Raw genomic sequence first — 22,796 nt, 5'->3', positions numbered from 1 at the left:
CCGCGACGAGTTCGCGAAACGAGGGAGTTTGCATGGCGAATATGTTTGCCCTGATCCTGGCGTTGGCCACTCTGGTCACCGGGACCATCTGGTGCTTCGAGCGCTTCAAATGGGCGCCGGCCCGCCGCGCGAAGATCGCGGCGGTCAACGCACAGACCGCGGGCGCCGTAGACGATAAAACGCTGGCGAAAGTGGCGAAGCAGCCCGGCTGGGTGGAGACCGGCGCATCGGTGTTCCCGGTATTGCTGCTGGTCTTTGTGGTGCGTTCGTTTATTTACGAACCGTTCCAGATCCCGTCCGGCTCAATGATGCCGACGCTGTTGATTGGCGATTTCATTCTGGTGGAGAAATATGCCTACGGCATTAAAGATCCGATTACCCAGACCACGCTCATTGAAACCGGCCATCCGAAGCGCGGCGATATTGCGGTATTTAAATATCCGCTGGATCCGAAACTGGATTATATCAAGCGCGTGATCGGCCTGCCGGGCGACCGTATTACTTACGATCCGGTGAATAAGCGCGTTACCGTGCAGCCGTCCTGCAACAGTGGGCAGTCCTGCGATACCGCGCTGGCGGTGACCTACGCCGACGCGCAGCCGAGCGACTTCGTGCAGCTGTTCAGCCGCAGCGGCATGGGCGAGGCCAGCAACGGCTTCTACCAGATCCCGCTGAGCGATAACGTGCCGCCGGGCGGCATTCGCATGCGCGAGCGCCAGGAAAGCCTCGGCAACGTCACGCATCGTATCCTGACCGTGCCGGACGCGCAGGATCGGGTGGGCGCTTACTACCAACAGCCGGGCAAACCGCTGGCGGAGTGGGTGGTGCCGGCCGGGCATTACTTCATGATGGGCGACAACCGCGACAACAGCGCGGACAGCCGTTACTGGGGCTTTGTGCCGGAGAAGAATCTGGTGGGTAAAGCCACGGCCATCTGGATGAGCTTTGAAAAGCAGGAAGGTGAGTGGCCTACCGGCGTGCGTTTGAGCCGGATCGGCGGCATTCATTAATCGCTGACTGATTCCCTGTTAATTTCACGCCGCAGCCTACTGCGGCGTGAAAGATTAAGGGGATATAAAACACAGCATTATGTTTCCACTCGTTGTAGAATACTTTCTCGAGCGATAAAAAGTTGGCCCCTGCTGGGAGCCACTGCAAACGAAACAGCTTTGGATCGGCTTTCGGCGAAGCAGGCCTGTTCCGTATGCTGCAAGTTTTTGACGCATTCTTGATCTATTGGTAACTCATGAACCCCATCGTAATAAACAGGCTGCAGCGGAAGCTGGGCTACACTTTTCAACAGCAGGAGCTTTTACTGCAGGCTTTGACTCACCGCAGCGCCAGCAGTAAACACAATGAACGTCTTGAGTTTCTGGGTGACTCGATTCTGAGCTTTGTCATCGCCAATGCGCTCTATCACCGCTTTCCTCGCGTCGACGAGGGCGATATGAGCCGCATGCGCGCCACGCTGGTGCGCGGCAACACGCTGGCGGAGATGGCGCGCGAGTTTGACCTGGGCGAATGTCTGCGGCTTGGGCCGGGCGAATTGAAAAGTGGTGGGTTCCGCCGCGAGTCAATCCTGGCGGATACGGTGGAGGCATTGATCGGCGGCGTGTTCCTGGACAGCGATATCCAGACCGTCGAGCGTCTGATTTTGGACTGGTATCGCAGCCGGTTGGACGAAATCAGCCCCGGTGATAAGCAGAAAGACCCGAAAACCCGTCTGCAGGAGTTTTTGCAGGGGCGTCATCTGCCGTTGCCTTCTTATTTGGTAGTGCAGGTTCGCGGTGAAGCGCACGACCAAGAGTTTACCATCCACTGCCAGGTGAGTGGTTTGAGCGAGCCCGTGGTGGGCACCGGCTCGAGCCGCCGTAAAGCCGAGCAGGCGGCAGCGGAACAAGCGCTGAAAAAGCTGGAGCTTGAATGAGCGAAGTAAAACAACACTGCGGGTTTATCGCCATCGTCGGCCGCCCGAACGTGGGCAAATCGACGTTGCTGAACCAACTGCTGGGGCAGAAGGTTTCCATTACGTCGCGTAAGCCGCAGACGACCCGTCACCGCATCATGGGCATCGACACCGATGGCGCCTATCAGGCGATCTACGTCGACACCCCAGGGCTGCACATCGAAGAAAAACGCGCCATCAACCGCTTGATGAACCGCGCGGCCAGCAGCTCGATCGGCGACGTCGAACTGGTGATCTTCGTGGTCGAAGGCACCAACTGGACCGCCGACGACGAAATGGTGGTCAACAAGCTGCGCAGCCTGCGCTGCCCGGTATTGCTGGCGATCAACAAGGTCGATAACGTCACCGACAAATCCAAGCTGTTGCCGCACATCGCGTTCCTCAGCCAGCAGATGAACTTCCTCGACGTGGTGCCTATCTCCGCCGAAAAAGGCATGAACGTCGACACCATCGCCGGCATCGTGCGTAAGCTGCTGCCGGAAGCGGAACACCACTTCCCTGAAGACTACATCACCGATCGCTCCCAGCGCTTTATGGCGTCCGAGATCATCCGCGAGAAGCTGATGCGTTTCCTGGGCGAAGAGCTGCCGTACTCGGTGACGGTAGAAATCGAACAGTTCGTGGCCAACGATCGCGGCGGCTACGATGTGCACGGCCTGATCCTGGTCGAGCGCGAAGGCCAGAAGAAAATGGTCATCGGCAACAAGGGCGCCAAGATCAAAACCATCGGCATCGAAGCGCGCCAGGACATGGAACAGATGTTCGACGCCAAAGTGCATCTCGAGCTGTGGGTGAAAGTGAAATCCGGTTGGGCGGACGACGAACGTGCGCTGCGCAGCCTGGGCTATGTTGACGATCTGAAGTAACGATCCGTGGACGGCTGGGAGCGCGCTTTCGTCCTGCATGGGCGGCCGTACAGTGAAACCAGTCTGATGCTGGATCTGTTTACCGAAGGTCATGGGCGGGTGCGCTTGCTGGCGAAAGGCGCGCGCAGCCGCCGTTCCAATCTCAAGGGTTGCCTGCAGCCCTTTACCCCCCTGTTAGTGCGCTGGGGCGGCCGCGGCGAAGTGAAAACGCTGCGCAACGCCGAAGCGGTCTCCCTCGGTTTACCCCTCAGCGGCATGATGCTGTACAGCGGCCTGTACGTGAACGAACTGCTGGCGCGCGTGCTCGAGCAGGAAACCAACTACTCGGTGCTGTTCTTCGACTATCTGCAATGCCTGCAGGCGCTGGCGGCGGAAGACAGCTCGCCGGAGCAGGCGCTGCGCCAGTTCGAGCTGGCCTTGTTGCACCACCTGGGTTACGGCCTCGATTTCCTGCACTGCGCCGGCAGCGGCCTGCCGGTGGATGACGCCATGACCTACCGCTACCGCGAAGAGAAAGGCTTTATCGCCAGCCTGGTGGTGGATCACTACAGCTTCACCGGGCGCGAACTACGCGCGCTGGCGGAGCGGCAGTTTCCCGATGCCGAGACGCTGCGCGCCGCCAAGCGTTTCACCCGTATGGCGCTGAAACCCTACCTCGGCGGCAAGCCGTTGAAGAGCCGCGAACTGTTCCGCCAGTTCGTGCGCAAACAGCCGAATACGCCGGTCGACGACGCCTGACCTTTTCCCCTTTTGCCGCCCTGCGCCCGCGTGTAAACTGCTGGCACTGAAAATCGTATTTAGAGGTTGTCATGGCTGATTTGCTGCTGGGCGTCAATATCGATCACATCGCCACGTTACGTAACGCGCGCGGAACCCAATACCCGGATCCGGTTCAGGCGGCATTCATTGCCGAACAGGCGGGAGCCGACGGCATTACCGTGCATCTGCGCGAAGACCGCCGCCACATCACCGACCGCGACGTGCGCCTGCTGCGCCAGACCATCCAGACGCGCATGAATCTGGAGATGGCGGTGACCGACGAGATGCTGGACATCGCCATTGAGCTGAAGCCGCATTTCTGCTGCCTGGTGCCGGAGAAGCGCGAAGAAGTGACCACCGAAGGCGGCCTGGACGTCGCCGGCCAGCTGGACAAAATGAGCGTGGCGGTCGAGCGCCTGGCGCAGGCGGGCATTTTGGTCTCGCTGTTCATCGATCCCGATCATCGTCAGATTGACGCGGCGGTGGCGGTGGGCGCACCCTATATCGAAATCCACACCGGCGCCTACGCCGAAGCGCAGGGCGAGCTGGCGGTACAGGCCGAGCTGCGCCGCATCGCGGTAGCCGCCGCCTACGCGGCCGAGAAGGGGCTGAAGGTCAACGCCGGCCACGGCCTGACCTACCACAACGTGCAGCCGATCGCCGCGCTGCCGGAGATGCACGAGCTGAACATCGGCCATGCGATTATCGGCCAGGCGGTGATGAGCGGGCTGCCGGCCGCGGTTGCCGACATGAAAGTGCTGATGCGGGAAGCGCGCCGGTAATGGCGGTGCTCGGGCTGGGAACCGACATCGTCGAGATGGCGCGTATCGAAGCGGTGGTGGAGCGCAGCGGCGATCGCCTGGCGCGCCGCGTGCTGAGCGACGCCGAGTGGGCGCTGTATCAGCAGCACCAGCAGCCGATTCGCTTTCTGGCCAAACGTTTCGCGGTGAAAGAGGCCGCCGCCAAGGCGTTCGGCACCGGCATTCGCAACGGCCTGGCGTTCAATCAGTTCGAAGTGTTCAATGATGCGCTGGGCAAGCCGAATATTCGTTTGCACGGCCGCGCCGCCGAGCTGGCCGGGGAGATGGGGGTCACCGCGATCCACGTTTCGCTGGCCGACGAACGGCGCTACGCCTGCGCGACGGTGATCGTCGAAAGCTGAAAATAGCAAGGGCGCCTGTGGCGCCCTTGTCAGTCCTGCGGCAAATTAAATGCGATCGGCGTGGTGCAGCACCACGAACTTGTCCCACAGCTGTTCGTTGGTCTCGCGATGCTGCGGATCGGTGATGATGGTGTTGTCGATCGGGCAAACCTGCTGGCAGGTCGGCGTATCGTAATGGCCGACGCACTCGGTGCAGCGATCGGTATCGATCTGATAAATCTCATCGCCCATCGAAATCGCCTGGTTCGGGCATTCCGGCTCGCACATATCGCAGTTGATGCATTTCTTGGTAATCAGCAGTGCCATTGTCAGTTATCTTTCCATCGGTGTGCTCGGGCTGGCGCGCAATCTATCATAGAATCACCGCGCGGCGGGCGTTTTTTCGTCATCTTACCGCTTAGGGTAACTCAGGTGGGTCGTCAGCCAACTGATCGAAATCAACCCTTCTCTGCCCGTCAAACACCCAGCGCTTATCGGTATCCGCCATACGCATCGTAGGCATCACCTCCGGATGGGTAACCCGTATTCCCGCCTCTTGAGCAAACAACCCGATAAAATCGAACGCGCTCAAGGGATCATCAATGATCTGGTGCTGTTGGTCGCGATCGCTCAGCACCAGCAACGGCACCTGGTAATTCTGCCGGGTATCGCCGCTGTGACGCAGAGAACGTATGCCGCCGATATCCTTATGGGAAAGACCGTGATCGGAGAAATAGAACAGTTTAAACGGCGCGCCGGTCTGTTTCAGACTGTGATAAACCTGCTCGATAAAACGATCAGTCTTGCGATAGGTAGAGAGGTAGCAGGCCAGCTCCTTATTCGGCGACTCGACGCTCGGCGGTTCGCCGTTAAGCCGCTCGCAAAAGTCGGCGTGCGAGCCCATCAGATGCAGCACATAAAGGTTGCCTTGCCCCTGGCGGCTCAATAATTGGTCAAATATCGGCAGCAGTGCATCATCATCGGTGTTGCGCGATTGATAGTCGCCTTTCTTCAGGAAGTAATGGTTATCGCTGAACATAGCGATTTTTGATACCGGCGTATCGAATTGCCCGAACATGCCCTGATTGGACAGCCAGTGGGTATTGAGGCCGGCGGCTTTTGCCAGGGTGATGATATTATCTCCGAGGGCAATGCTGTGGCCGTTGCTTAAAGCCAGCGTGCGGGGGAGCGATTCGAATGTATTCGGCGCGGTGGAAATATAATTACTGTAAAACCGTCCCTTGGCATTATCCAGAAACGGTGTAGTGGACACCGGATAACCAAATAAGGACATATGATCCCTGCGCATACTTTCGCCGACGATAATGACATAGTTTTCATTCTTCGGTGCGCCAGAGGTGAACGACCAAGAGTACGGTTCTGAAACGCCGGTGTTTAATTCATCAATTTGCTGTTGATATTGATCGTAAGCAGAGTAGGTGGATAAAAAGAAGTCAGGTAATTTAAGCTTAACCAAGCCACCGCTGAATATTCTGGTGATGACGATAACCGCAAATAACGCCAGCAAAGGCAATATGATTTTTTTTGGCAGCGCTTGTCGCCAAATAAACCTTTTTAAAATAATAAGCATGGTAAATATTACGACAGGCAGCAGATAACACCTGGCTGGGAGGGTATGCAGGAACTCACTCGCTTCTGTACTGTTGGTTTGCAGCAGGGCAGACACCACGGCCGCTGACGGAGACCCGTAAATGGCACCGACCGGCGCATACAGCGCGCACAGCAGAATAAACGGAATAATCAGGCCGTAGCGGGTAAGCGAATGATTAGATAATAATAGCAAGATAAGTGCAATAAAAAGAATATCAATGCCTTTTCCACCGCTGTATCCCATCGCTTTGATCAATATCAAAGCAATAATGGCGTAAAATAAAAAAGTGCGCAGGGTCGGGTGAGCCACGGAGTGCCGCAACTTATCTAAAATAACAGTGTGTGTATTCATAATGGTATCGTTAAATAATGCTGTCCATGCATGCTCAATTATTGAACGATAATTGAGCGAGTCACCGCCCGCACATTATTTTTCGAATGCAGAGAAGGGAAATAATTGAGCTGGCGGCGTTTTATCGGCCGCCATTATACGCCTCAAACCAACTTTTTCATTAACTGTTCGCTGTGTTTGATGCGATCGCGGGCATGATCGAGATCGTGCTGGATCAGCGCCATAAACAGCAGGTCGGTGAGGGCGTACTGGGCCGTGCTGGAAGAGATGGCCGCGCTGCGGGTGTGGGGCTCTTCGGCGATGGTATAGAGGCAGTGGTCCGCGCGTTGCTGCAGGCCGTTGGGAGAGAAGCTGGTCAGCGCCAGCACTCTGGCGCCGGCCTGGCGCGCCTCTTCCGCCGCCAGATTGATTTCACGCCGTTCGCCGCTGAAAGAGATAGCCAGCAGCAGATCGCGTTTGTCCAGCGCCTGAACCGCCGCCAGCTGGACGTGCATGTCCGGTTCGGCCACTGCCATCACGCCGATTTTCAGCAGTTTGAAGGAGAAATCCTTGGCCACCAGCCCGGAGGCGCCGATGCCGATCAGCATGACCCGGCGCGCCTGGCGCAGCATGTCCAGCGCCTGATGCAGCCGCTCTTCGCTGTTGATGTCCAGCGTCGCGCGCAGCGCCGCCTGCTTTTCCGCCAGCAGTTTTTCACCGACGATTTTCAGCGTGTCGCTGCTGAGGATGTGGTTGTGAACGGTCACCACCGGCTCGGCCTGCGGCTGGGCCAGCGTTTCGCTCAGCGCCAGTTTCAGCGCCGGGAAGCCCTTATAGCCCAGCTTTTGGGCGAACTTCACCACGCTCGACTGGCTGATGCCGGCCAGCTCGGCCAGCTTTTGCGAGCTGAGATGGCGCGCCTGCTCGGCGTTGTTCAGCAAAAAGTCCGCCAGCTTGCGGTCGTTTTGCGCCAGTGTCGGATACATCTGGCGTATGCGCAGAAGGGTACTCATTGATCTTTCCCTGGAAACCAGCGGCCATTTTGCCACGCAGGCGGCGAAAACGCGCGGTGAAAATTTTTGTGAGCTCGTCGTTAAAATAGCAAATAGCGCTCGCTTTGTTGAATAAAATATTCAAATATTGATTTAAATTTGTGAATTAAAAATTCAAAGGTGAACAGATGAACTTAGGCGCACTGGTATCGGAAACCCGCAACCCGGCCACCATGGGGCTGGATGAGATGTCGACTCTGGAGATGGTCCGCTGCTTTAACCAGGAAGACCGCAAGGTGCCGGAGGCGATCGAAAAGGTGCTGCCGGCGATCGCGCAGGCGGTCGATTTGGCGGCGGCGGCGTTGAAGGCCGGCGGCCGGCTGATTTATTTGGGCGCCGGCACCAGCGGCCGATTGGGGGTGTTGGATGCCTCCGAGTGCCCGCCGACCTTCGGCGTGCCGCACGGCGTGGTGGTGGGCTTGATCGCCGGCGGGCCGGGCGCGTTGCTCAAGGCGGTGGAGGGGGCGGAAGACGACGAAGCCCTGGGCGAAGCCGATCTCCGGGCGCTGAATCTGACCGCCGTCGATATGGTGGTGGGGTTGGCGGCCTCAGGGCGCACGCCTTATGTGATCGGCGCACTGCGCTATGCGCGCGGGCTGGGCTGCCCGACGGCGGCCATCTCCTGCAACCCGGATTCGCCGATCGCGCACGAAGCGCAGGTGGCGATTTCACCGGTGGTGGGGCCGGAGGCGCTGACCGGTTCGACGCGCCTGAAATCCGGCACCGCGCAGAAGCTGGTGCTCAACATGCTGTCGACCGGCGCGATGGTCAAGCTGGGCAAGGTCTATCAGAACCTGATGGTGGACGTGAAGGCCACCAACGTCAAACTGGTGGATCGCGCCTGCCGCATCGTGGTGGAGGCCACCGGCGCCGAACGCGCTCAGGCCGAGGCGGCGCTGGCACAGACCGGCTTCGAGGTCAAGCCGGCGATCCTGATGATTCTGGCCGGCGTCAGCGCCGAAGAGGCGCAGCAGCGGCTGCAGCGGCACGACGGCTACCTGCGCGCGGCGCTGGCGCGTTAACTCACGGTGGGGGCGGCGATGGACAAGACAACGGCATTGGCGACACAGATCCTGGCGGGCGTGGGGGGCGAGGGCAATATCCTCAAACTGGAGAACTGCATGACGCGGGTACGCGTCGAGGTCAGCGACGAACAGCGTCTGGATCTGGCCGCTCTCAAGCAGCTGTCCGGCGTGAAGGGCTATATCAAACAGGGTGAGCAGCATCAGTTTATCGTTGGCCCGGGCGCCGCCGCCAAGGTGGTGGACGCCATGCGCGCATTGCTGAGCGGTAGCGCGCAGCCTGCCGTCGCCGTCGGTGACGCGGCCCGCACCAAGGCGCAGGCCAAGCAAAAATACGCTGCGCCGATGAGCGGTGCGCTGAAAAAGCTGGCCGATGTCTTTATTCCGCTGATCCCGGCGTTTATCGCCTCGGGCCTGATCACCGGCATCATCAACCTGCTGAAACGGCCCGACATCGCCGGCCAACTGGCGGTGGACTACCCGAACGTGCTGGGGTTGCTGGCGATCTTCGGCAGCGCGGTGTTCGCCATCATGAACATTTTGGTCGGGGTCAACGCCGCGCGGGTGTTCGGCGGCTCCCAGGCGATGGGCGGCGTGATGGCGGGCATTCTCTCCAGCCCGGCGCTGGCGCAGATCACCTTGTTCGGCGAGGCGCTGCAGCCGGGGCGCGGCGGGGTGATCGCCGTGCTGCTGGTGGTGGCGTTGATGTGCTGGGTGGAGAAACGCCTGCGCACGCTGTTGCCGGAATCGGTCGAGCTGATCCTTAACCCATTGCTGACCACGCTGGTCACCGCCTCGCTGGCGATCCTGATTCTGCAGCCGATCGGCGGCATTATCTCCGACGCCATCGCCCACGGCGCCAATCTGGCGATCGACAAGGGCGGGCTGCTGGTGGGGGCGCTGCTCTCGGGGCTGTTCCTGCCGCTGGTGCTCTCCGGCCTGCACCAGGGGCTGGTGCCGATCCACGTCGAGCTGGTGCAGGCGCACGGTTCCAACCCGCTGCTGCCGATCCTGGCGATGGCCGGCGTCGGGCAGGTGGGGGCGGCGCTGGCGGTGCTGTTGAAGACCCGCAACGCGCGGCTGAAGAAGGTGATCAAAGGGGCGTTACCGGTCGGCATTCTCGGCATCGGCGAGCCGCTGATCTTCGGGGTGACGTTGCCGCTGGGGCGGCCGTTTATCGGCGCCTGCCTCGGCGGGGCGGTCGGCGGCGCGCTGATCAGCTACTGGAAGGTGGCGACGGTCATCACCTTCGGCATTTCTGGGCTGCCTTTGGCGTTGACCATCGTCTCAGGTAAGGTGATGTTGTATCTGGCGGGGATGCTGATTACGATTATCGCCGGTTTTCTCTTCACCTGGATGATGGGGTTCAACGATCCCGAGGAGTAGCGTTTGAGCGACAAGCAGCAACAACCGGCCGCAGAGGGGCGCCGCGTGGTCTTTTTCGATCTGGACGGCACCCTGCATCAGGAGGATATGTTCGGCAGTTTCTTGCGCTTTCTGCTGCGCCGTTTGCCGCTGAACCTGCTGCTGGTGATACCGGTGCTGCCGCCGATCGGCCTGGCGCTGCTGCTGCTGGGGCGCGCCGCGCGTTGGCCGATGAGCCTGCTGCTGTGGGCGATTACTTTCGGGCGCTCCGAAGCGACGCTGAAGGCGCTGGAGCGGCAGTTTATCGAGGCCTTTCGCCAGAAGGTGACCGCGTTTCCGGTGGTGCAAATGCGGCTGCGGCAGTACCTGGACGAGCACGATGCTGAAGTGTGGCTGATCACCGGCTCGCCGGAGCGGCTGGTGGAGCAGGTGTATCGCGACTCGGCGTTTCTGCCGCGCGTGCGGTTGATCGGCAGCCGCATCACGCGCCGCTGCGGCGGTTGGGTCTTGACCCTGCGCTGCCTGGGGACGCAAAAAGTGGTGCAGCTGGAGCAGCGGCTCGGCGCGCCGCTAAAGCTGTACAGCGGTTACAGCGACAGCAAGCAGGATAATCCGCTGCTGTTCTTTTGCGAGCACCGCTGGCGGGTAAGTAAGCAGGGCGAGCTGCAGCAGCTGGAATAAGCCAAGGGCGGAGGATTCCGCCCTTGCTGTTTTTATCAGTACCGCGATCGGTCGTCGGTCACGTCGTGCGGCTGGCGCCCCAGCTGCCAAATTTTCTCCGCATAATGCCCCAGCGCCCACAGGCTCAGGCCGAGCAGCGCGAAAAAAATCGTCTTCGGCATGCTGTCCCAGAAAAACTCGAACAGGCGGGTATACAGGTTAATGCCGAGGAAGGTTAGCCCGAAGCCGCGCAGCATGGCGTCGTCATGCTTCAATCCCAGCCAAATGGCGGCGAGGGCGGCCAGCCCGAACAGCAGGCTCCAGTGGAACAGCTCGATCTGGCGCGCGCGGTACCAGCTGTCGAGGTCGCCGTAGTTGCCGAAGATAGACAGCAGCCACAGGGCGATAAACAGATACAGCAGGCCCATCGCCAGCGACACCCGCTGCAGGCCGCGTTGCGCCAACAGCGGCCGCAGCAGCAGCGCGGCGGCGATCAGCACCGCGCCAAAGGCGATAAAGCGAATCGGGTAGCTCATGCCGAGCCAGTAGGCGCCCCAGCCGGACAGGTAGCCGGTCTCGGCGCCGAAGGCGTTGCCGAGCGACAGCAAGGCGAACCACCACACCAGCCCGGAGCGGCTGAACCAGCCGATCGCGCCGTACAGCAGCGCGGCGAACAGCAGCAGCACGGAAACCCGGCCGCTGCCGTTATCCAGCCAGACCCCCAGCTGCCATAAGGCGCAGGCGGTAAGCAACACGGCGACAAACAGCGCGGCCTCATTGCCGTAGCGTTTTTTCGGGTGGCGCCGGCGGCGACGCAGCGCCCAGACGTAGGCCAGCGCCGCCAGTACGCCGGCGATCGCCATGCGCACCGGCGCGTCGAAGCGGAACAGTCCGCTGAGCCATGCAAGCAGTTCGCTGTCGGCGAACAGGCTGGTGACGGCGATCAGCAGCGAGGCCAGCGCGGCGAGAAACGCATAGCGCGCCAGCCGCCGCCAGTCGAAAGGCTGCACGGCCACATGCTGCAGCAGCTGCTGCCGTTGTGCGGGCGTCAAGGCGCCTTCTCCCACCCAGCCGTCCAGCGCCTTGCGCACCACGACGGCGTTCTTTTTACTGAGTTTCATGCTTCTTGTCCCTGAATCACATGCTGATTCGGCCAGTATAGCCATTGGCGGGCGGCTACGACAAAGGAGGGCTAATGTGTATAATGCCCGCCGCAAAAGCGCACGAGGAATTATGCGATGACTGAATATAACGATGAGTACTGGATGCGTCAGGCATTGCAGCTGGCCCTGCGCGCGCAGGAAGAGGGCGAGGTGCCGGTGGGTGCGCTGCTGGTGCTGGACAATCAGGTCATCGGCGAGGGCTGGAACCGCCCGATCGGCCGACACGATCCTACCGCACACGCCGAGATCATGGCGCTGCGCCAGGGCGGCGTGGTGCTGCAAAACTACCGTTTGCTGAACGCCACGCTGTACGTCACGCTGGAGCCCTGCGTGATGTGCGCCGGCGCGATGGTGCACAGCCGCATCCGCCGGCTGGTGTATGGCGCCGCCGACGAGAAAACCGGCGCGGCCGGTTCACTGGTGGACATTCTGCGCCATCCGGGCATGAACCATCAGGTGGAGATCGTCTCGGGCGTGCTGGCGGAGGAGTGCGCCGCCACCCTGAGCAATTTCTTCCGCATGCGCCGCGAACAGAAAAAAGCGCTCAGGCTGGCGCAGCGGGCGGCGGATAAGCCGGAATAATCAGTAGTTGAGCGCCAGTTCCGGCATCACCGTCGGGTAGCCTTTCCCCAACGCCTCCTGCTCGGCGGCCGCTTGCGCCGCCTTTCTCTCTTTTTCCTGCAGATAGCCCACCAGGCTGACCTGGTAGCGGCGGATGTTTTCCACATAGTTGTAGGCTTCACGCCCGCGCGCATAGCCGTAGGTCAGCTGCGGGTAGTAGCGCTTCTGGCTGAGCATCGGCAGGCGCTGCTTGACGTCGACCCAGCTGTCCGGATTGCCTTTTTGCGTCTTGGTCAGCTTGCGAGCGTCCAGCATGTGGCCCCAGCCCATGTTGTAGGCCGCCAGCGAGAACCAGATGCGCTCGTCTTCCGGCACGCTGTCCGGCACCTTGGCCATCAGCCGCTGCAGGTAAAGGGCGCCGCCCTGAATGCTCTCTTCCGGATCGAGGCGGTCGTTGACCCCGAGGCCGTCGGCGGTGGCGCGGGTCAGCATCATCAGGCCGCGCACGCCGGTGGGTGAGGTGGCCTGCGGATTCCAGTGCGATTCCTGATAGGCGATCGCCGCCAGCAGCTTCCAGTCGATCTCGTTGGCGTGCTTCTCGAACAGCGGGCGGAAGTTGGGCAGCACCGAGTCGATGGCCGACAGGAAGGTTTTGGTGTCCACATAGTCGAAGCTGCCGACGTGGCCGAGGTATTTCTCTTCGAGCCGCGCCAGGGTGCCGTCGTCCACCATCTGGCTGTAGAAGTCCAGCATCGCCGCGTACAGGCTGTCGTCGCCGTCGCGTTTCAGATACCAGGTGACCGGCTCTTCGTCGGTGACGTCGAACGCCACCGCCAGCTGCGGATGGATGCGCTGCAGCAGCGCGATGGTCACCGAATCGCCGAGGGTGTAGTCCAGCTTGCCGTCGGCCACTCGCTCCAGCAGCTCTTTGGAGGTGAGATCGCTGGAGGACTCCCAGGCGAGATCCGGGTATTTATCCTGTTTGAGCTGCTTGAGGGTGCTGACGTGCGCGGAACCGGAAGCGACCGCCAGCTTGCCTTTAATGTCGGCGAAACTTTTCGGCCGCGGGGTGCCCAGCCGGTACACCAGCTGTTGAGAAACGGAGTAGTAGGCCGGGCCGGTGCGCGCGCGGCTGAGGCGCTCCTGGTTGTAGATCAGACCCGCCGCCAGCAGGTCGGCGTCGTCGTCGTCCAGATCGTCGAACAGGTCATTGATGTTCTGATGGGGGATCACCACCAGCTTCACCCCGAGGTAGTTGGCGAAGCGCTTCGCCAGTTCGTAGTCGAGCCCACCCGGCCCTTGCTTGGTGTTGAAATAGGTCAGCGGGGAGTTCAGCGTGCTGATACGCAACTCGCCGCGGGAAATGATCTCCTGGAGTTGCCCGCCCTGGCCGCTGCGCCAGGTGATATTGGGCCACAGCGCGAGAGCCAGAAGCAGGGTGACAACGCCGATGAGGATGTAGTTTATTTTAAGACGTTTCAAATAGTTATCCAGTGGTGGCACAGGTACGCCGGCGACGATAACCGCGACTTTTCTCATGGTTAAATCACCAGTGCGGGGGCATTTTGCGCAACAAAACGCCAGTGTGCAACTTTATTGACACGTTATGACAATTCGACGGTGCGGCACGCTTTTATCAATTATCCCTACGCAAACGGTTTCGTCGGCGGCGAGGATTCTCTATAATGACGCGCGTTTTCCCCTGTTGCGCCCAATGAAGCGTCTTATCCGTCGCTTCGAAGACGAGAGAACTTTGATTATGGAAATTCTGCGTGGTTCGCCCGCTTTATCGGCTTTTCGCATTACCAAACTGCTGTCCCGCTGCCAGGACGCTCACCTGCCCGTCAGTGATATCTACGCCGAGTACGTCCACTTTGCCGATGTTAGCGCACCGCTCAGTGCCGAAGAACACGCCAAGCTTCAGCGGCTGCTCAAGTACGGTCCTTCTCTCGCCGAACACGCCCCCGAAGGCCGGTTGCTGCTGGTTACGCCGCGTCCGGGCACCATTTCTCCCTGGTCTTCCAAAGCCACCGACATCGCCCACAACTGCGGTCTGCAGCAGGTCGTGCGCCTGGAGCGCGGCCTGGCGTTTTACGTCAAGGCGCCCGAGCTGACGGAAACCCAGTGGCGGCAGCTCGCCGCGCTGCTGCACGATCGCATGATGGAAACCGTCTTCAGCGAACTGCAACAGGCCGAACAGCTGTTCGCGCACCATCAGCCGGCGCCGTATCAGTCGGTCGACGTGCTGGGCGCAGGGCGCGCCGCGCTGGAGCAGGCCAACGTCCGGCTCGGCCTGGCGCTGGCGCAGGACGAGATCGACTACCTGCTGAATGCCTTTACCGGTTTGGGGCGCAACCCGACGGATATCGAACTTTATATGTTCGCGCAGGCCAACTCCGAGCACTGCCGCCACAAGATTTTCAACGCCGACTGGATCATCGACGGCGAACAGCAGCCTAAATCGCTGTTCAAAATGATCAAGAACACCTATGAGCAAACGCCGGACTATGTGCTGTCGGCGTATAAAGACAACGCCGCCGTGATGGAAGGCTCGCAGGTCGGCCGCTTCTTCGCCGCGCCGGAGACCGGCACCTACGATTACCATCAGGAAGACGCGCACATCCTGATGAAGGTGGAAACCCACAACCACCCGACGGCGATCTCGCCGTGGCCGGGCGCCGCGACCGGCTCCGGCGGCGAGATCCGCGACGAGGGGGCTACCGGCCGCGGCGCCAAGCCGAAGGCCGGCCTGGTGGGCTTCTCGGTGTCCAATCTGCGTATTCCCGGCTTTGAACAGCCGTGGGAGCAGGATTTCGGCAAGCCGGAACGCATCGTCACCGCGCTGGATATCATGACCGAAGGCCCGCTGGGCGGCGCGGCGTTCAACAACGAATTCGGTCGTCCGGCGCTGCTGGGCTACTTCCGTACCTATGAAGAGCGCGTCAACAGCCACAACGGCGTTGAGCTGCGCGGCTACCACAAACCGATCATGCTGGCGGGCGGCATCGGCAACATCCGTGCCGATCACGTGCAGAAAGGGGAAATCACCGTCGGCGCCAAGCTGGTGGTGCTGGGCGGCCCGGCGATGAATATCGGCCTGGGCGGCGGCGCGGCGTCGTCGATGGCGTCCGGCCAGTCCGACGCCGATCTGGACTTCGCTTCGGTGCAGCGCGACAACCCGGAAATGGAGCGCCGCTGTCAGGAAGTGATCGACCGCTGCTGGCAGCTGGGCGACCAGAACCCGATCCTGTTTATCCATGACGTCGGCGCCGGCGGCCTGTCCAACGCCATGCCGGAGCTGGTGAGCGACGGCGGCCGCGGCGGCCGCTTCGAGCTGCGCGATATCCTCAACGACGAGCCGGGCATGAGCCCGCTGGAAGTGTGGTGCAACGAATCGCAGGAACGTTACGTGATGGCGATCGCCCCGGCGCAGATGGCGCAGTTCGACGAGATCTGCCGCCGCGAGCGCGCGCCTTATGCGGTGATCGGCGAAGCGACCGAAGAACAGCACCTGACGCTCAACGACCGCCACTTCGACAACCAGCCGATCGACATGCCGCTGGACGTACTGCTCGGCAAGACGCCGAAAATGACCCGCGACGTCACCCGCCTGCAGGCGAGCGGCGAGGCGGTGCAGCGCGAGAACATCACGCTGGCCGACGCGGTGAAACGCGTGCTGCATCTGCCGGCCGTGGCGGAGAAAACCTTCCTGATCACCATCGGCGACCGCACCGTTACCGGCATGGTGGCGCGCGACCAAATGGTCGGCCCGTGGCAGATCCCGGTGGCCGACTGCGCGGTCACCACCGCCAGCCTGGACAGCTATTACGGCGAAGCGATGTCGCTCGGTGAACGCGCGCCGGTGGCGCTGCTGGACTTCGCCGCCTCCGGCCGCCTGGCGGTCGGGGAAGCGCTGACCAACCTGGCCGCCACAGAGATCGGTAGCCTGAAGCGCGTGAAGCTGTCCGCCAACTGGATGGCCGCCGCCGGCCACCCGGGCGAAGACGCCGGCCTGTACGAAGCGGTAAAAGCGGTGGGCGAAGAACTGTGCCCGGCGCTGGGCATCACTATCCCGGTGGGTAAAGACTCCATGTCGATGAAGACCCGCTGGCAGGAAGGCAACGAACAGCGTGAAATGACCTCGCCGCTGTCTCTGGTCATCACCGCTTTCGCCCGCGTGGAGGACGTGCGCCACACCGTGACGCCGCAGCTGCGCACCGATAAGGGCGACAGCGCGCTACTGTTGATCGACCTGGGCAACGGCCATAACGCGCTGGGTGCCACCGCGCTGGCGCAGGTTTACCGCCAACTGGGTGACAAACCAGCCGACGTGCGCAACGTTGCGCAGCTGGCGGGCTTCTTCAACGCCATGCAGCAGTTGGTGGCCGATCGCGCGCTGCTGGCATACCACGACCGCGCCGACGGCGGCCTGCTGGTGACGCTGGCGGAGATGGCCTTCGCCGGTCACTGCGGCGTGGACGTCAACCTTGACGGCCTCGGCGATGATGCGCTGGCGGTGCTGTTCAACGAAGAGCTGGGCGCGGTGATCCAGGTGAGCGCCGAACGTCTCGACGACGTGAAGCAGGCATTCGCTCAGCACGGTCTGACCGACAACGTGCATCACATCGGCAGCGTGCAGGCCGGCGATCGTTTCGTCATCACCCAACACGGCAAGGCGCTGTACAGCGAAAGCCGCAATACGCTGCGCACCTGGTGGGCGGAAACCACCTGGCAGATGCAGCGCCTGCGCGACAACCCGGCGTGCGCCGATCAGGAACATCAGGCCAAGCAGGATGAACAAGATCCCGGCCTGAACGTGAAGCTGACCTTCGCACCGCAGGAAGACATCGCCGCGCCGTACATCGCCAAGGGCGCTCGCCCGAAAGTGGCGGTGCTGCGTGAGCAGGGGGTGAACTCCCACGTTGAAATGGCGGCGGCGTTCCACCGCGCCGGCTTTGATGCGGTGGACGTGCACATGAGCGATCTGCTGGCGGGGCGCCGCGATCTGCAGGACTTCCACACGCTGGTGGCCTGCGGTGGCTTCTCTTACGGCGACGTACTGGGCGCCGGCGAAGGCTGGGCGAAGTCTATCCTGTTCAACGAGCGGGTGCGTGACGAGTTCGAAGCGTTCTTCCACCGTCCGCAGACGCTGGCGCTGGGCGTGTGCAATGGCTGCCAGATGATGTCCAACCTGCGCGAGCTGATCCCGGGCGCCGAACACTGGCCGCGCTTTGTGCGCAACCTGTCGGATCGCTTCGAGGCGCGTTTCAGCCTGGTGGAAGTGGCGGCCAGCCCGTCTCTGTTCCTGCAGGGCATGACCGGTTCGCGCATGCCGATCGCCGTTTCCCACGGCGAGGGGCATGTCGAAGTGCGCGATGCGGCGCATCTGGCCGCGCTGGAAAGCCACGGCCTGGTGGCGCTGCGTTTCGTCAACAACGCCGGTCAGGTGACGGAAACTTACCCGGCCAACCCGAACGGTTCGCCGAACGGCATTACCGCCGTGACCAGCGCCAACGGGCGCGCCACGGTGATGATGCCGCACCCGGAACGCGTGTTCCGCACCGTCAGCAACTCCTGGCACCCGGAAGAGTGGGGCGAGGACAGCCCGTGGATGCGCATGTTCCGTAACGCCCGTAAGCAGCTGGGCTAAAAACGGCCACCGCCGTACAGAGGGTGCAAGCAATTGCGCCCTTTTTTATGGCCGGCGTTCGCCGTCTGGCGGCAGTGTCTGCATTTTGCGACAGGCGCTATTTTCCCTGTCGCTAAATGGAGACATTTAACTATTTGATTTTATTAATGGTAAATGGGTTTGGCTTTAGTTGTCTGCATTTGGCGACAGCGCGGCGTTTTTTTCCTCGCTCATCGGGGCGTGATGCACAAAGAAATTTGCTGACATAATCTTATTTTTTAATAAAATCATCTAGTTATTATTTTTATTGCAAAGTTGGCACGTAACGTGCATTATTCTCGACGGCTGCTCATTCACCTTTTTATGACGGCGCCGTAATTAGACGGCAAATCGCCTCATAAGCCTCCGAATGATGCCAAAGAAATGGTGCCTATCGTCCAACCAAACCGATAACAGACCGTGCGAGCGGCTTTATCAAGCATCGGGCGACACGTGGAGTGAGGCACCGCCTGTATCCAACTGTGATGAAGGGTTCATCAATCCTGGATACTTACGGATGCTATTCGTCCTGTTCGATGCCAGCCGCTGCGCTACATCACCCTGGGGACGAGGTTTAAGGGCATCCACACTTTCCTTGCGTTGGGGCAAGTTTCTTGCCCCGATGTCAATTCTCAACGCTGCGCTTATCCCTGTTGCGTTGCCTATGCCCTCGAACGCAGACGCTATCCCCACACTCTTGCTATCGCACCGGTTGATGTTACCGGGGCCGCATGCCGTCGGCAGGCCAGGCCTATGGGCGCGGTTCACCGATCCCGCAGCTTTTTCCTTGCGCGTTCAGGATTCTCCCTTGCCGGGCTTTTCTCTTTCCGGCGAGTCAGTTAGCATCGTGACAGAGCTGAGAGAATGAGATGATTTCGTTGAAAAGATGGCGTTTATTCCCCCGTTCGCTGCGGCAATTGGTGCTGCTGGCCTTCCTGTTGGTGCTGCTGCCGCTGCTGGTGCTGGCCTATCAGGCTTACCAGAGCCTGGATCACCTCAGCGCGCAGGCGGCGGACATCAACCGCACCACGCTGGTGGACGCGCGGCGCAGCGAGGCGATGACCAGCGTGGCACTGGAGATGGAGCGCAGCTATCGTCAGTACTGCGTGCTGGTCGATCCCACGCTGCAAAAGCTGTATCAGAACCAGCGCAAGCAGTATTCGCAGATGCTGGACGCCCATGCGCCGATTCTGCCGGACGAGCGCTATTATCAAACGTTGCGCCAGCTGCTGACCCAGCTGGCGGCGATCAAATGCCATAACAGCGGGCCGGATCAAGAGGCTTCCGCCTTGCTCGAGTCGTTCTCGCGCTCCAACGCCGAAATGGTGCAGGCCACGCGCGCGGTGGTGTTCTCGCGCGGCCAGCAGCTGCAGCAGGCCATCGCCGAGCGCGGCCAGTTCTTCGGCTGGCAGGCGCTGCTGCTGTTCCTGGTCAGCGTGCTGCTGGTGGTGCTGTTCACCCGCATGATCATCGGGCCGGTCAAGGCCGTGGAGCGGATGATCAACCGTCTGGGGGAAGGGCGCGCGCTGGGCAGCACCGCGTCGTTCAAAGGGCCGCGCGAGTTGCGTTCCCTGGCGCAGCGCATTATCTGGCTGAGCGAGCGGCTGGCGTGGCTGGAATCGCAGCGCCACGAGTTCTTGCGCCATATCTCGCACGAGCTGAAAACGCCGCTGGCCAGCATGCGCGAAGGCACCGAGCTGCTGGCCGACGAGGTGGCGGGGCCGCTGACTTCCGATCAGAAAGAGGTGGTGACGATCCTCGACAACAGCAGCCGCCACCTGCAGCAGCTGATTGAACAGCTGTTGGATTACAACCGCAAACTGGCCGATGGCCCGGCGGCACATGAGAACGTCGAGCTGCGCGAAATGGTCGATTTGGTGGTCGCCGCGCACAGTTTGCCGGCGCGGGCGAAGATGATTTCCACCGAAATTGCGCTGGAGGCGGAAATCTGCTGGGCAGAGCCTACGCTATTAATGCGCGTGCTGGATAATCTCTATTCCAATGCGGTGCACTACGGCAAGGAATCCGGTAACATTTGGATCCGCAGCCGTCAGGTTGGACAACGGGTGCAAATCGACGTCGCCAATACCGGCACGCCGATCCCCGAGGCTGAAAGAGCCATGATTTTCGAGCCTTTTTTCCAGGGTAGTCACCAGCGAAAAGGGGCGGTAAAAGGAAGCGGACTGGGGTTGAGCATCGCTCAGGACTGTATCCGTCGCATGCGCGGTGAGCTGCAACTGGCGACGGTCGCCGGTGCAGACGTCTGCTTCCGCATTGAATTGCCGTTAACCGCCGAGAATGAATAAATAATGTACACATGGTCTAAGCGCCTTCGTCTTTCACAGACCGAAGGTTCACCGCGTGCCACGCACAGGACGCCGCTCGGCAAACGCCCGATCGGCTGGTTGGGCGCCGTCTTCTTTATGCCGCTGTTGCTGGCGGGCTGCGTCGATCGCGCCGTCAGCGGCGGCCTGAACGCTCAGCAGCAAGAGGCGATCCCGGATACCAAGGTGATCGATTACCGCACCGCGGCTTGCGATACCCTGTGGCAGTTGGACGACAAGGACGCGCTGGATAACGCGCTCTACTGGCTGCGCGCGATGGACTGCGCCGATCGCATCGGGTCGACCCAGGCGCGCGCGCTGGCGAAAATGGTGCCTGGCGACAGCTGGTCCGGCGTTTTCAAACAGAGCATCCTGCTGGGCAGCGCGCAGCCGACTTCCGGCGAGCGCCGCCAGATGATCGACAGGATCAACAGCTACCGAATGGAGTTCCCAGGCTCGTTGCGGCCGCTGACGCAGCTGTGGCGCCAGCAGCAGCTGCTGCAGATCACGCTGTTCGATGAAAAAGCGCGCTATCAGCATCTGCAGGAGAGCAGCGACAGCCAGATCGATTCGCTGCGCCAGAACCAGGCACGTTTGCAATCGCAGCTGCAGGACACCTCGCGCAAGCTGGAAAACCTGACCGACATCGAGCGCCAGCTCTCTTCGCGCAAGCAGTTGCAAGGGGAAATCCCGGAAAACAACACAGGCTCGCAAAAGGGCGAAGCCGCCGGTAAAAACGGCGCGGCCGCCAAAGGGGCGGAGCCGCAGGACGAACCGGAAAAGGGCACCGCGCTGCCGGTTGAACCGGAAGACACCTATACGCCGCCCCCTGCCAATAAGGAGTCTCACGCGCAATGACCGCACGCAAACCGGCCAACCTGCTCTTGGTTGACGACGATCCCAGCCTGCTGAAGCTGCTGGGCATGCGTCTGACCAGCGAAGGTTTTCACGTCACCACCGCCGAAAGCGGCCAGGAAGCGCTGCGCCTGCTGGCGCGCGAACAGATCGATCTGGTGATCAGCGATCTGCGTATGGACGAGATGGACGGCATGGCGCTGTTCGCCGAGATCCAAAAGCATCAGCCGGGCATGCCGGTGATCATTCTCACCGCGCACGGTTCGATTCCCGATGCGGTGGCTGCCACCCAGCAGGGGGTGTTCAGCTTCCTGACCAAACCGGTGGATCGCGATGCGCTGTACAAGGCGATCGACGAAGCGCTCGCGCTGTCGGCCACCCCGGCCGGCGACGATGCCTGGCGCGAAGATATCGTCACCCGCAGCCCGCTGATGCTGCGCCTGCTGGAGCAGGTGAAAATGGTGGCGCAGTCCGACGTCAGCGTCTTGATCAACGGCCAGAGCGGCACCGGCAAAGAGGTGGTGGCGCAGGCGATCCACGCCGCCAGCCCGCGCGCCGGCAAGGCGTTCATCGCCATCAACTGCGGCGCGCTGCCGGAGCAGCTGCTGGAGTCCGAACTGTTCGGCCACGCCAAGGGCGCCTTTACCGGCGCGGTCAGCAGCCGCGAAGGGCTGTTCCAGGCGGCGGCGGGCGGCACGCTGTTCCTCGACGAGATCGGCGATATGCCGCTGTCGCTGCAGGTGAAGTTGCTGCGCGTGCTGCAGGAGCGCAAGGTGCGGCCGCTGGGCAGCAACCGCGATCTGGACATTGACGTGCGCATCATCTCCGCCACCCACCGCGATCTGCAAAAGGCGATGGCGAAGAACGAGTTCCGCGAGGATCTCTACTATCGCCTCAACGTGGTGAACCTGAAGATCCCGGCGCTCAACGAACGCGCCGAAGATATCCCGCTGCTGGCCAATCACCTGTTGCGCGAGGCGGCTCAGCGGCACAAGCCGTTCGTGCGCAGCTTCTCGACCGACGCCATGAAGCGGCTGATGACCGCCAGCTGGCCGGGCAACGTGCGTCAGTTGGTCAACGTCATTGAGCAGTGCGTGGCGCTGACCTCGGCGCCGGTGATCGGCGAAGCGCTGGTGGAGCAGGCGCTGGAAGGGGAAAACACCGCGCTGCCGACCTTCGCCGAAGCGCGCAACCAGTTTGAATTGCACTACTTGCGCAAGCTGCTGCAGATCACCAAGGGCAACGTGACCCAGGCCGCGCGCATGGCGGGCCGCAACCGCACCGAGTTTTACAAATTGCTGTCGCGCCACGAGCTGGACGCCAACGATTTTAAAGAATGACAGTTTGCCGCCGGTGCCTGCCACGCAGGTTCTCAACAAATCCGGCGGAATGATTTACACTCCGTTCTCTTTGCCGCGGCGCGCCCGGCGTAGAGCACCATGGAACGTATTA

At 61.3% G+C, this 22,796-nt stretch carries 19 protein-coding genes; 14 read left to right on the top strand and 5 right to left on the bottom strand.

Annotated features, from left to right (window positions below; translation table 11 throughout):
* Positions 1 to 32 precede the first annotated feature (32 nt).
* From lepB to acpS, 6 genes are all read left to right on the top strand, one after another.
* Positions 33 to 1,010, top strand: a complete 978-nt coding sequence (lepB, locus tag ACJ8IN_RS14735; RefSeq protein WP_308325970.1) for a signal peptidase I — start codon at positions 33 to 35, stop codon at positions 1,008 to 1,010.
* Positions 1,011 to 1,246: 236 nt separating this feature from the next.
* Positions 1,247 to 1,927 carry a ribonuclease III gene (gene rnc / locus ACJ8IN_RS14730; protein WP_004929158.1) on the top strand — a complete coding sequence of 227 codons (681 nt, stop codon included), beginning with the start codon at positions 1,247 to 1,249 and terminating at the stop codon, positions 1,925 to 1,927.
* On the top strand, positions 1,924 to 2,832 hold the full coding sequence (gene era, locus ACJ8IN_RS14725; RefSeq protein ID WP_004929162.1) for a GTPase Era: 909 nt from the start codon (positions 1,924 to 1,926) through the stop codon (positions 2,830 to 2,832). Before rnc ends, era begins: the two co-directional genes overlap by 4 nt.
* A 6-nt stretch (positions 2,833 to 2,838) precedes the next feature.
* A complete protein-coding gene (gene recO, locus ACJ8IN_RS14720; protein ID WP_004929165.1) occupies positions 2,839 to 3,570 on the top strand; it encodes a DNA repair protein RecO in 732 nt (243 codons plus the stop codon).
* 71 nt (positions 3,571 to 3,641) lie between these two features.
* Positions 3,642 to 4,373, top strand: coding sequence for a pyridoxine 5'-phosphate synthase (pdxJ, locus tag ACJ8IN_RS14715; protein WP_025303943.1), 732 nt, complete (start codon positions 3,642 to 3,644; stop codon positions 4,371 to 4,373).
* Positions 4,373 to 4,753, top strand: a complete 381-nt coding sequence (gene acpS, locus ACJ8IN_RS14710) for a holo-ACP synthase (protein ID WP_004929169.1) — start codon at positions 4,373 to 4,375, stop codon at positions 4,751 to 4,753. Before pdxJ ends, acpS begins: the two co-directional genes overlap by 1 nt.
* Before the next feature lie 45 nt (positions 4,754 to 4,798).
* Here the strand turns inward: acpS and ACJ8IN_RS14705 are convergent, their stop codons facing one another.
* The 3 genes from ACJ8IN_RS14705 to ACJ8IN_RS14695 form a co-directional block, all read right to left on the bottom strand.
* Positions 4,799 to 5,059 carry a YfhL family 4Fe-4S dicluster ferredoxin gene (locus ACJ8IN_RS14705; protein ID WP_033635622.1) on the bottom strand — a complete coding sequence of 87 codons (261 nt, stop codon included), beginning with the start codon at positions 5,057 to 5,059 and terminating at the stop codon, positions 4,799 to 4,801.
* A gap of 91 nt (positions 5,060 to 5,150) precedes the next feature.
* Positions 5,151 to 6,695, bottom strand: a complete 1,545-nt coding sequence (locus tag ACJ8IN_RS14700; RefSeq protein ID WP_190296740.1) for a phosphoethanolamine transferase — start codon at positions 6,693 to 6,695, stop codon at positions 5,151 to 5,153.
* Positions 6,696 to 6,838: 143 nt separating this feature from the next.
* Positions 6,839 to 7,687 carry a MurR/RpiR family transcriptional regulator gene (locus ACJ8IN_RS14695; protein ID WP_033648938.1) on the bottom strand — a complete coding sequence of 283 codons (849 nt, stop codon included), beginning with the start codon at positions 7,685 to 7,687 and terminating at the stop codon, positions 6,839 to 6,841.
* Between the two features lie 167 nt (positions 7,688 to 7,854).
* On the opposite strand from ACJ8IN_RS14695, the gene murQ reads away from it, so the two are divergent.
* From murQ to yfhb, 3 genes are read left to right on the top strand one after another with little or no spacing between them, the layout of a single operon-like run.
* A complete protein-coding gene (gene murQ, locus ACJ8IN_RS14690) occupies positions 7,855 to 8,748 on the top strand; it encodes an N-acetylmuramic acid 6-phosphate etherase (protein ID WP_033648937.1) in 894 nt (297 codons plus the stop codon).
* A gap of 18 nt (positions 8,749 to 8,766) precedes the next feature.
* Positions 8,767 to 10,134, top strand: coding sequence for a PTS transporter subunit EIIC (locus ACJ8IN_RS14685; protein ID WP_033635619.1), 1,368 nt, complete (start codon positions 8,767 to 8,769; stop codon positions 10,132 to 10,134).
* A 3-nt stretch (positions 10,135 to 10,137) separates the two neighbouring features.
* Positions 10,138 to 10,794 (top strand): phosphatidylglycerophosphatase C, encoded by a 657-nt coding sequence (gene yfhb, locus ACJ8IN_RS14680; protein ID WP_103799209.1) that lies wholly within the window; start codon positions 10,138 to 10,140, stop codon positions 10,792 to 10,794.
* 35 nt (positions 10,795 to 10,829) lie between these two features.
* Here yfhb and ACJ8IN_RS14675 read toward each other — a convergent pair whose 3' ends face one another.
* Positions 10,830 to 11,894 (bottom strand): DUF2157 domain-containing protein, encoded by a 1,065-nt coding sequence (locus ACJ8IN_RS14675; protein ID WP_308325969.1) that lies wholly within the window; start codon positions 11,892 to 11,894, stop codon positions 10,830 to 10,832.
* A gap of 117 nt (positions 11,895 to 12,011) precedes the next feature.
* On the opposite strand from ACJ8IN_RS14675, the gene tadA reads away from it, so the two are divergent.
* Complete coding sequence (tadA, locus tag ACJ8IN_RS14670; RefSeq protein ID WP_308325968.1) at positions 12,012 to 12,518, top strand: tRNA adenosine(34) deaminase TadA; 507 nt, start codon at positions 12,012 to 12,014, stop codon at positions 12,516 to 12,518.
* Here the strand turns inward: tadA and mltF are convergent, their stop codons facing one another.
* Entirely contained in the window at positions 12,519 to 13,979 is a 1,461-nt protein-coding gene (gene mltF, locus ACJ8IN_RS14665; protein ID WP_004941352.1) for a membrane-bound lytic murein transglycosylase MltF, read from the bottom strand. It lies immediately after the preceding gene.
* A gap of 274 nt (positions 13,980 to 14,253) precedes the next feature.
* On the opposite strand from mltF, the gene purL reads away from it, so the two are divergent.
* From purL to glrR, 4 genes are all read left to right on the top strand, one after another.
* Positions 14,254 to 18,147: a phosphoribosylformylglycinamidine synthase gene (gene purL, locus ACJ8IN_RS14660; protein WP_192839562.1), complete on the top strand. Its 3,894-nt coding sequence runs from the start codon at positions 14,254 to 14,256 to the stop codon at positions 18,145 to 18,147.
* An 887-nt stretch (positions 18,148 to 19,034) separates the two neighbouring features.
* Complete coding sequence (locus tag ACJ8IN_RS14655) at positions 19,035 to 20,471, top strand: sensor histidine kinase (RefSeq protein WP_033635614.1); 1,437 nt, start codon at positions 19,035 to 19,037, stop codon at positions 20,469 to 20,471.
* Between the two features lie 3 nt (positions 20,472 to 20,474).
* Complete coding sequence (gene qseG, locus ACJ8IN_RS14650; RefSeq protein WP_308325967.1) at positions 20,475 to 21,347, top strand: two-component system QseEF-associated lipoprotein QseG; 873 nt, start codon at positions 20,475 to 20,477, stop codon at positions 21,345 to 21,347.
* A complete protein-coding gene (gene glrR, locus ACJ8IN_RS14645) occupies positions 21,344 to 22,684 on the top strand; it encodes a two-component system response regulator GlrR (RefSeq protein ID WP_033635613.1) in 1,341 nt (446 codons plus the stop codon). The genes qseG and glrR overlap by 4 nt, the downstream gene beginning before the upstream one ends.
* The last annotated feature ends 112 nt before the right edge of the window (positions 22,685 to 22,796 follow it).

It is taken from the genome of Serratia sp. CY31944 (assembly GCF_052169175.1).
Taxonomy (GTDB): Bacteria; Pseudomonadota; Gammaproteobacteria; order Enterobacterales; family Enterobacteriaceae; genus Serratia; species Serratia sarumanii.
Note: the sequence above shows the minus strand (reverse complement) of the source record. Positions and strands in the feature narration are given on the sequence as shown.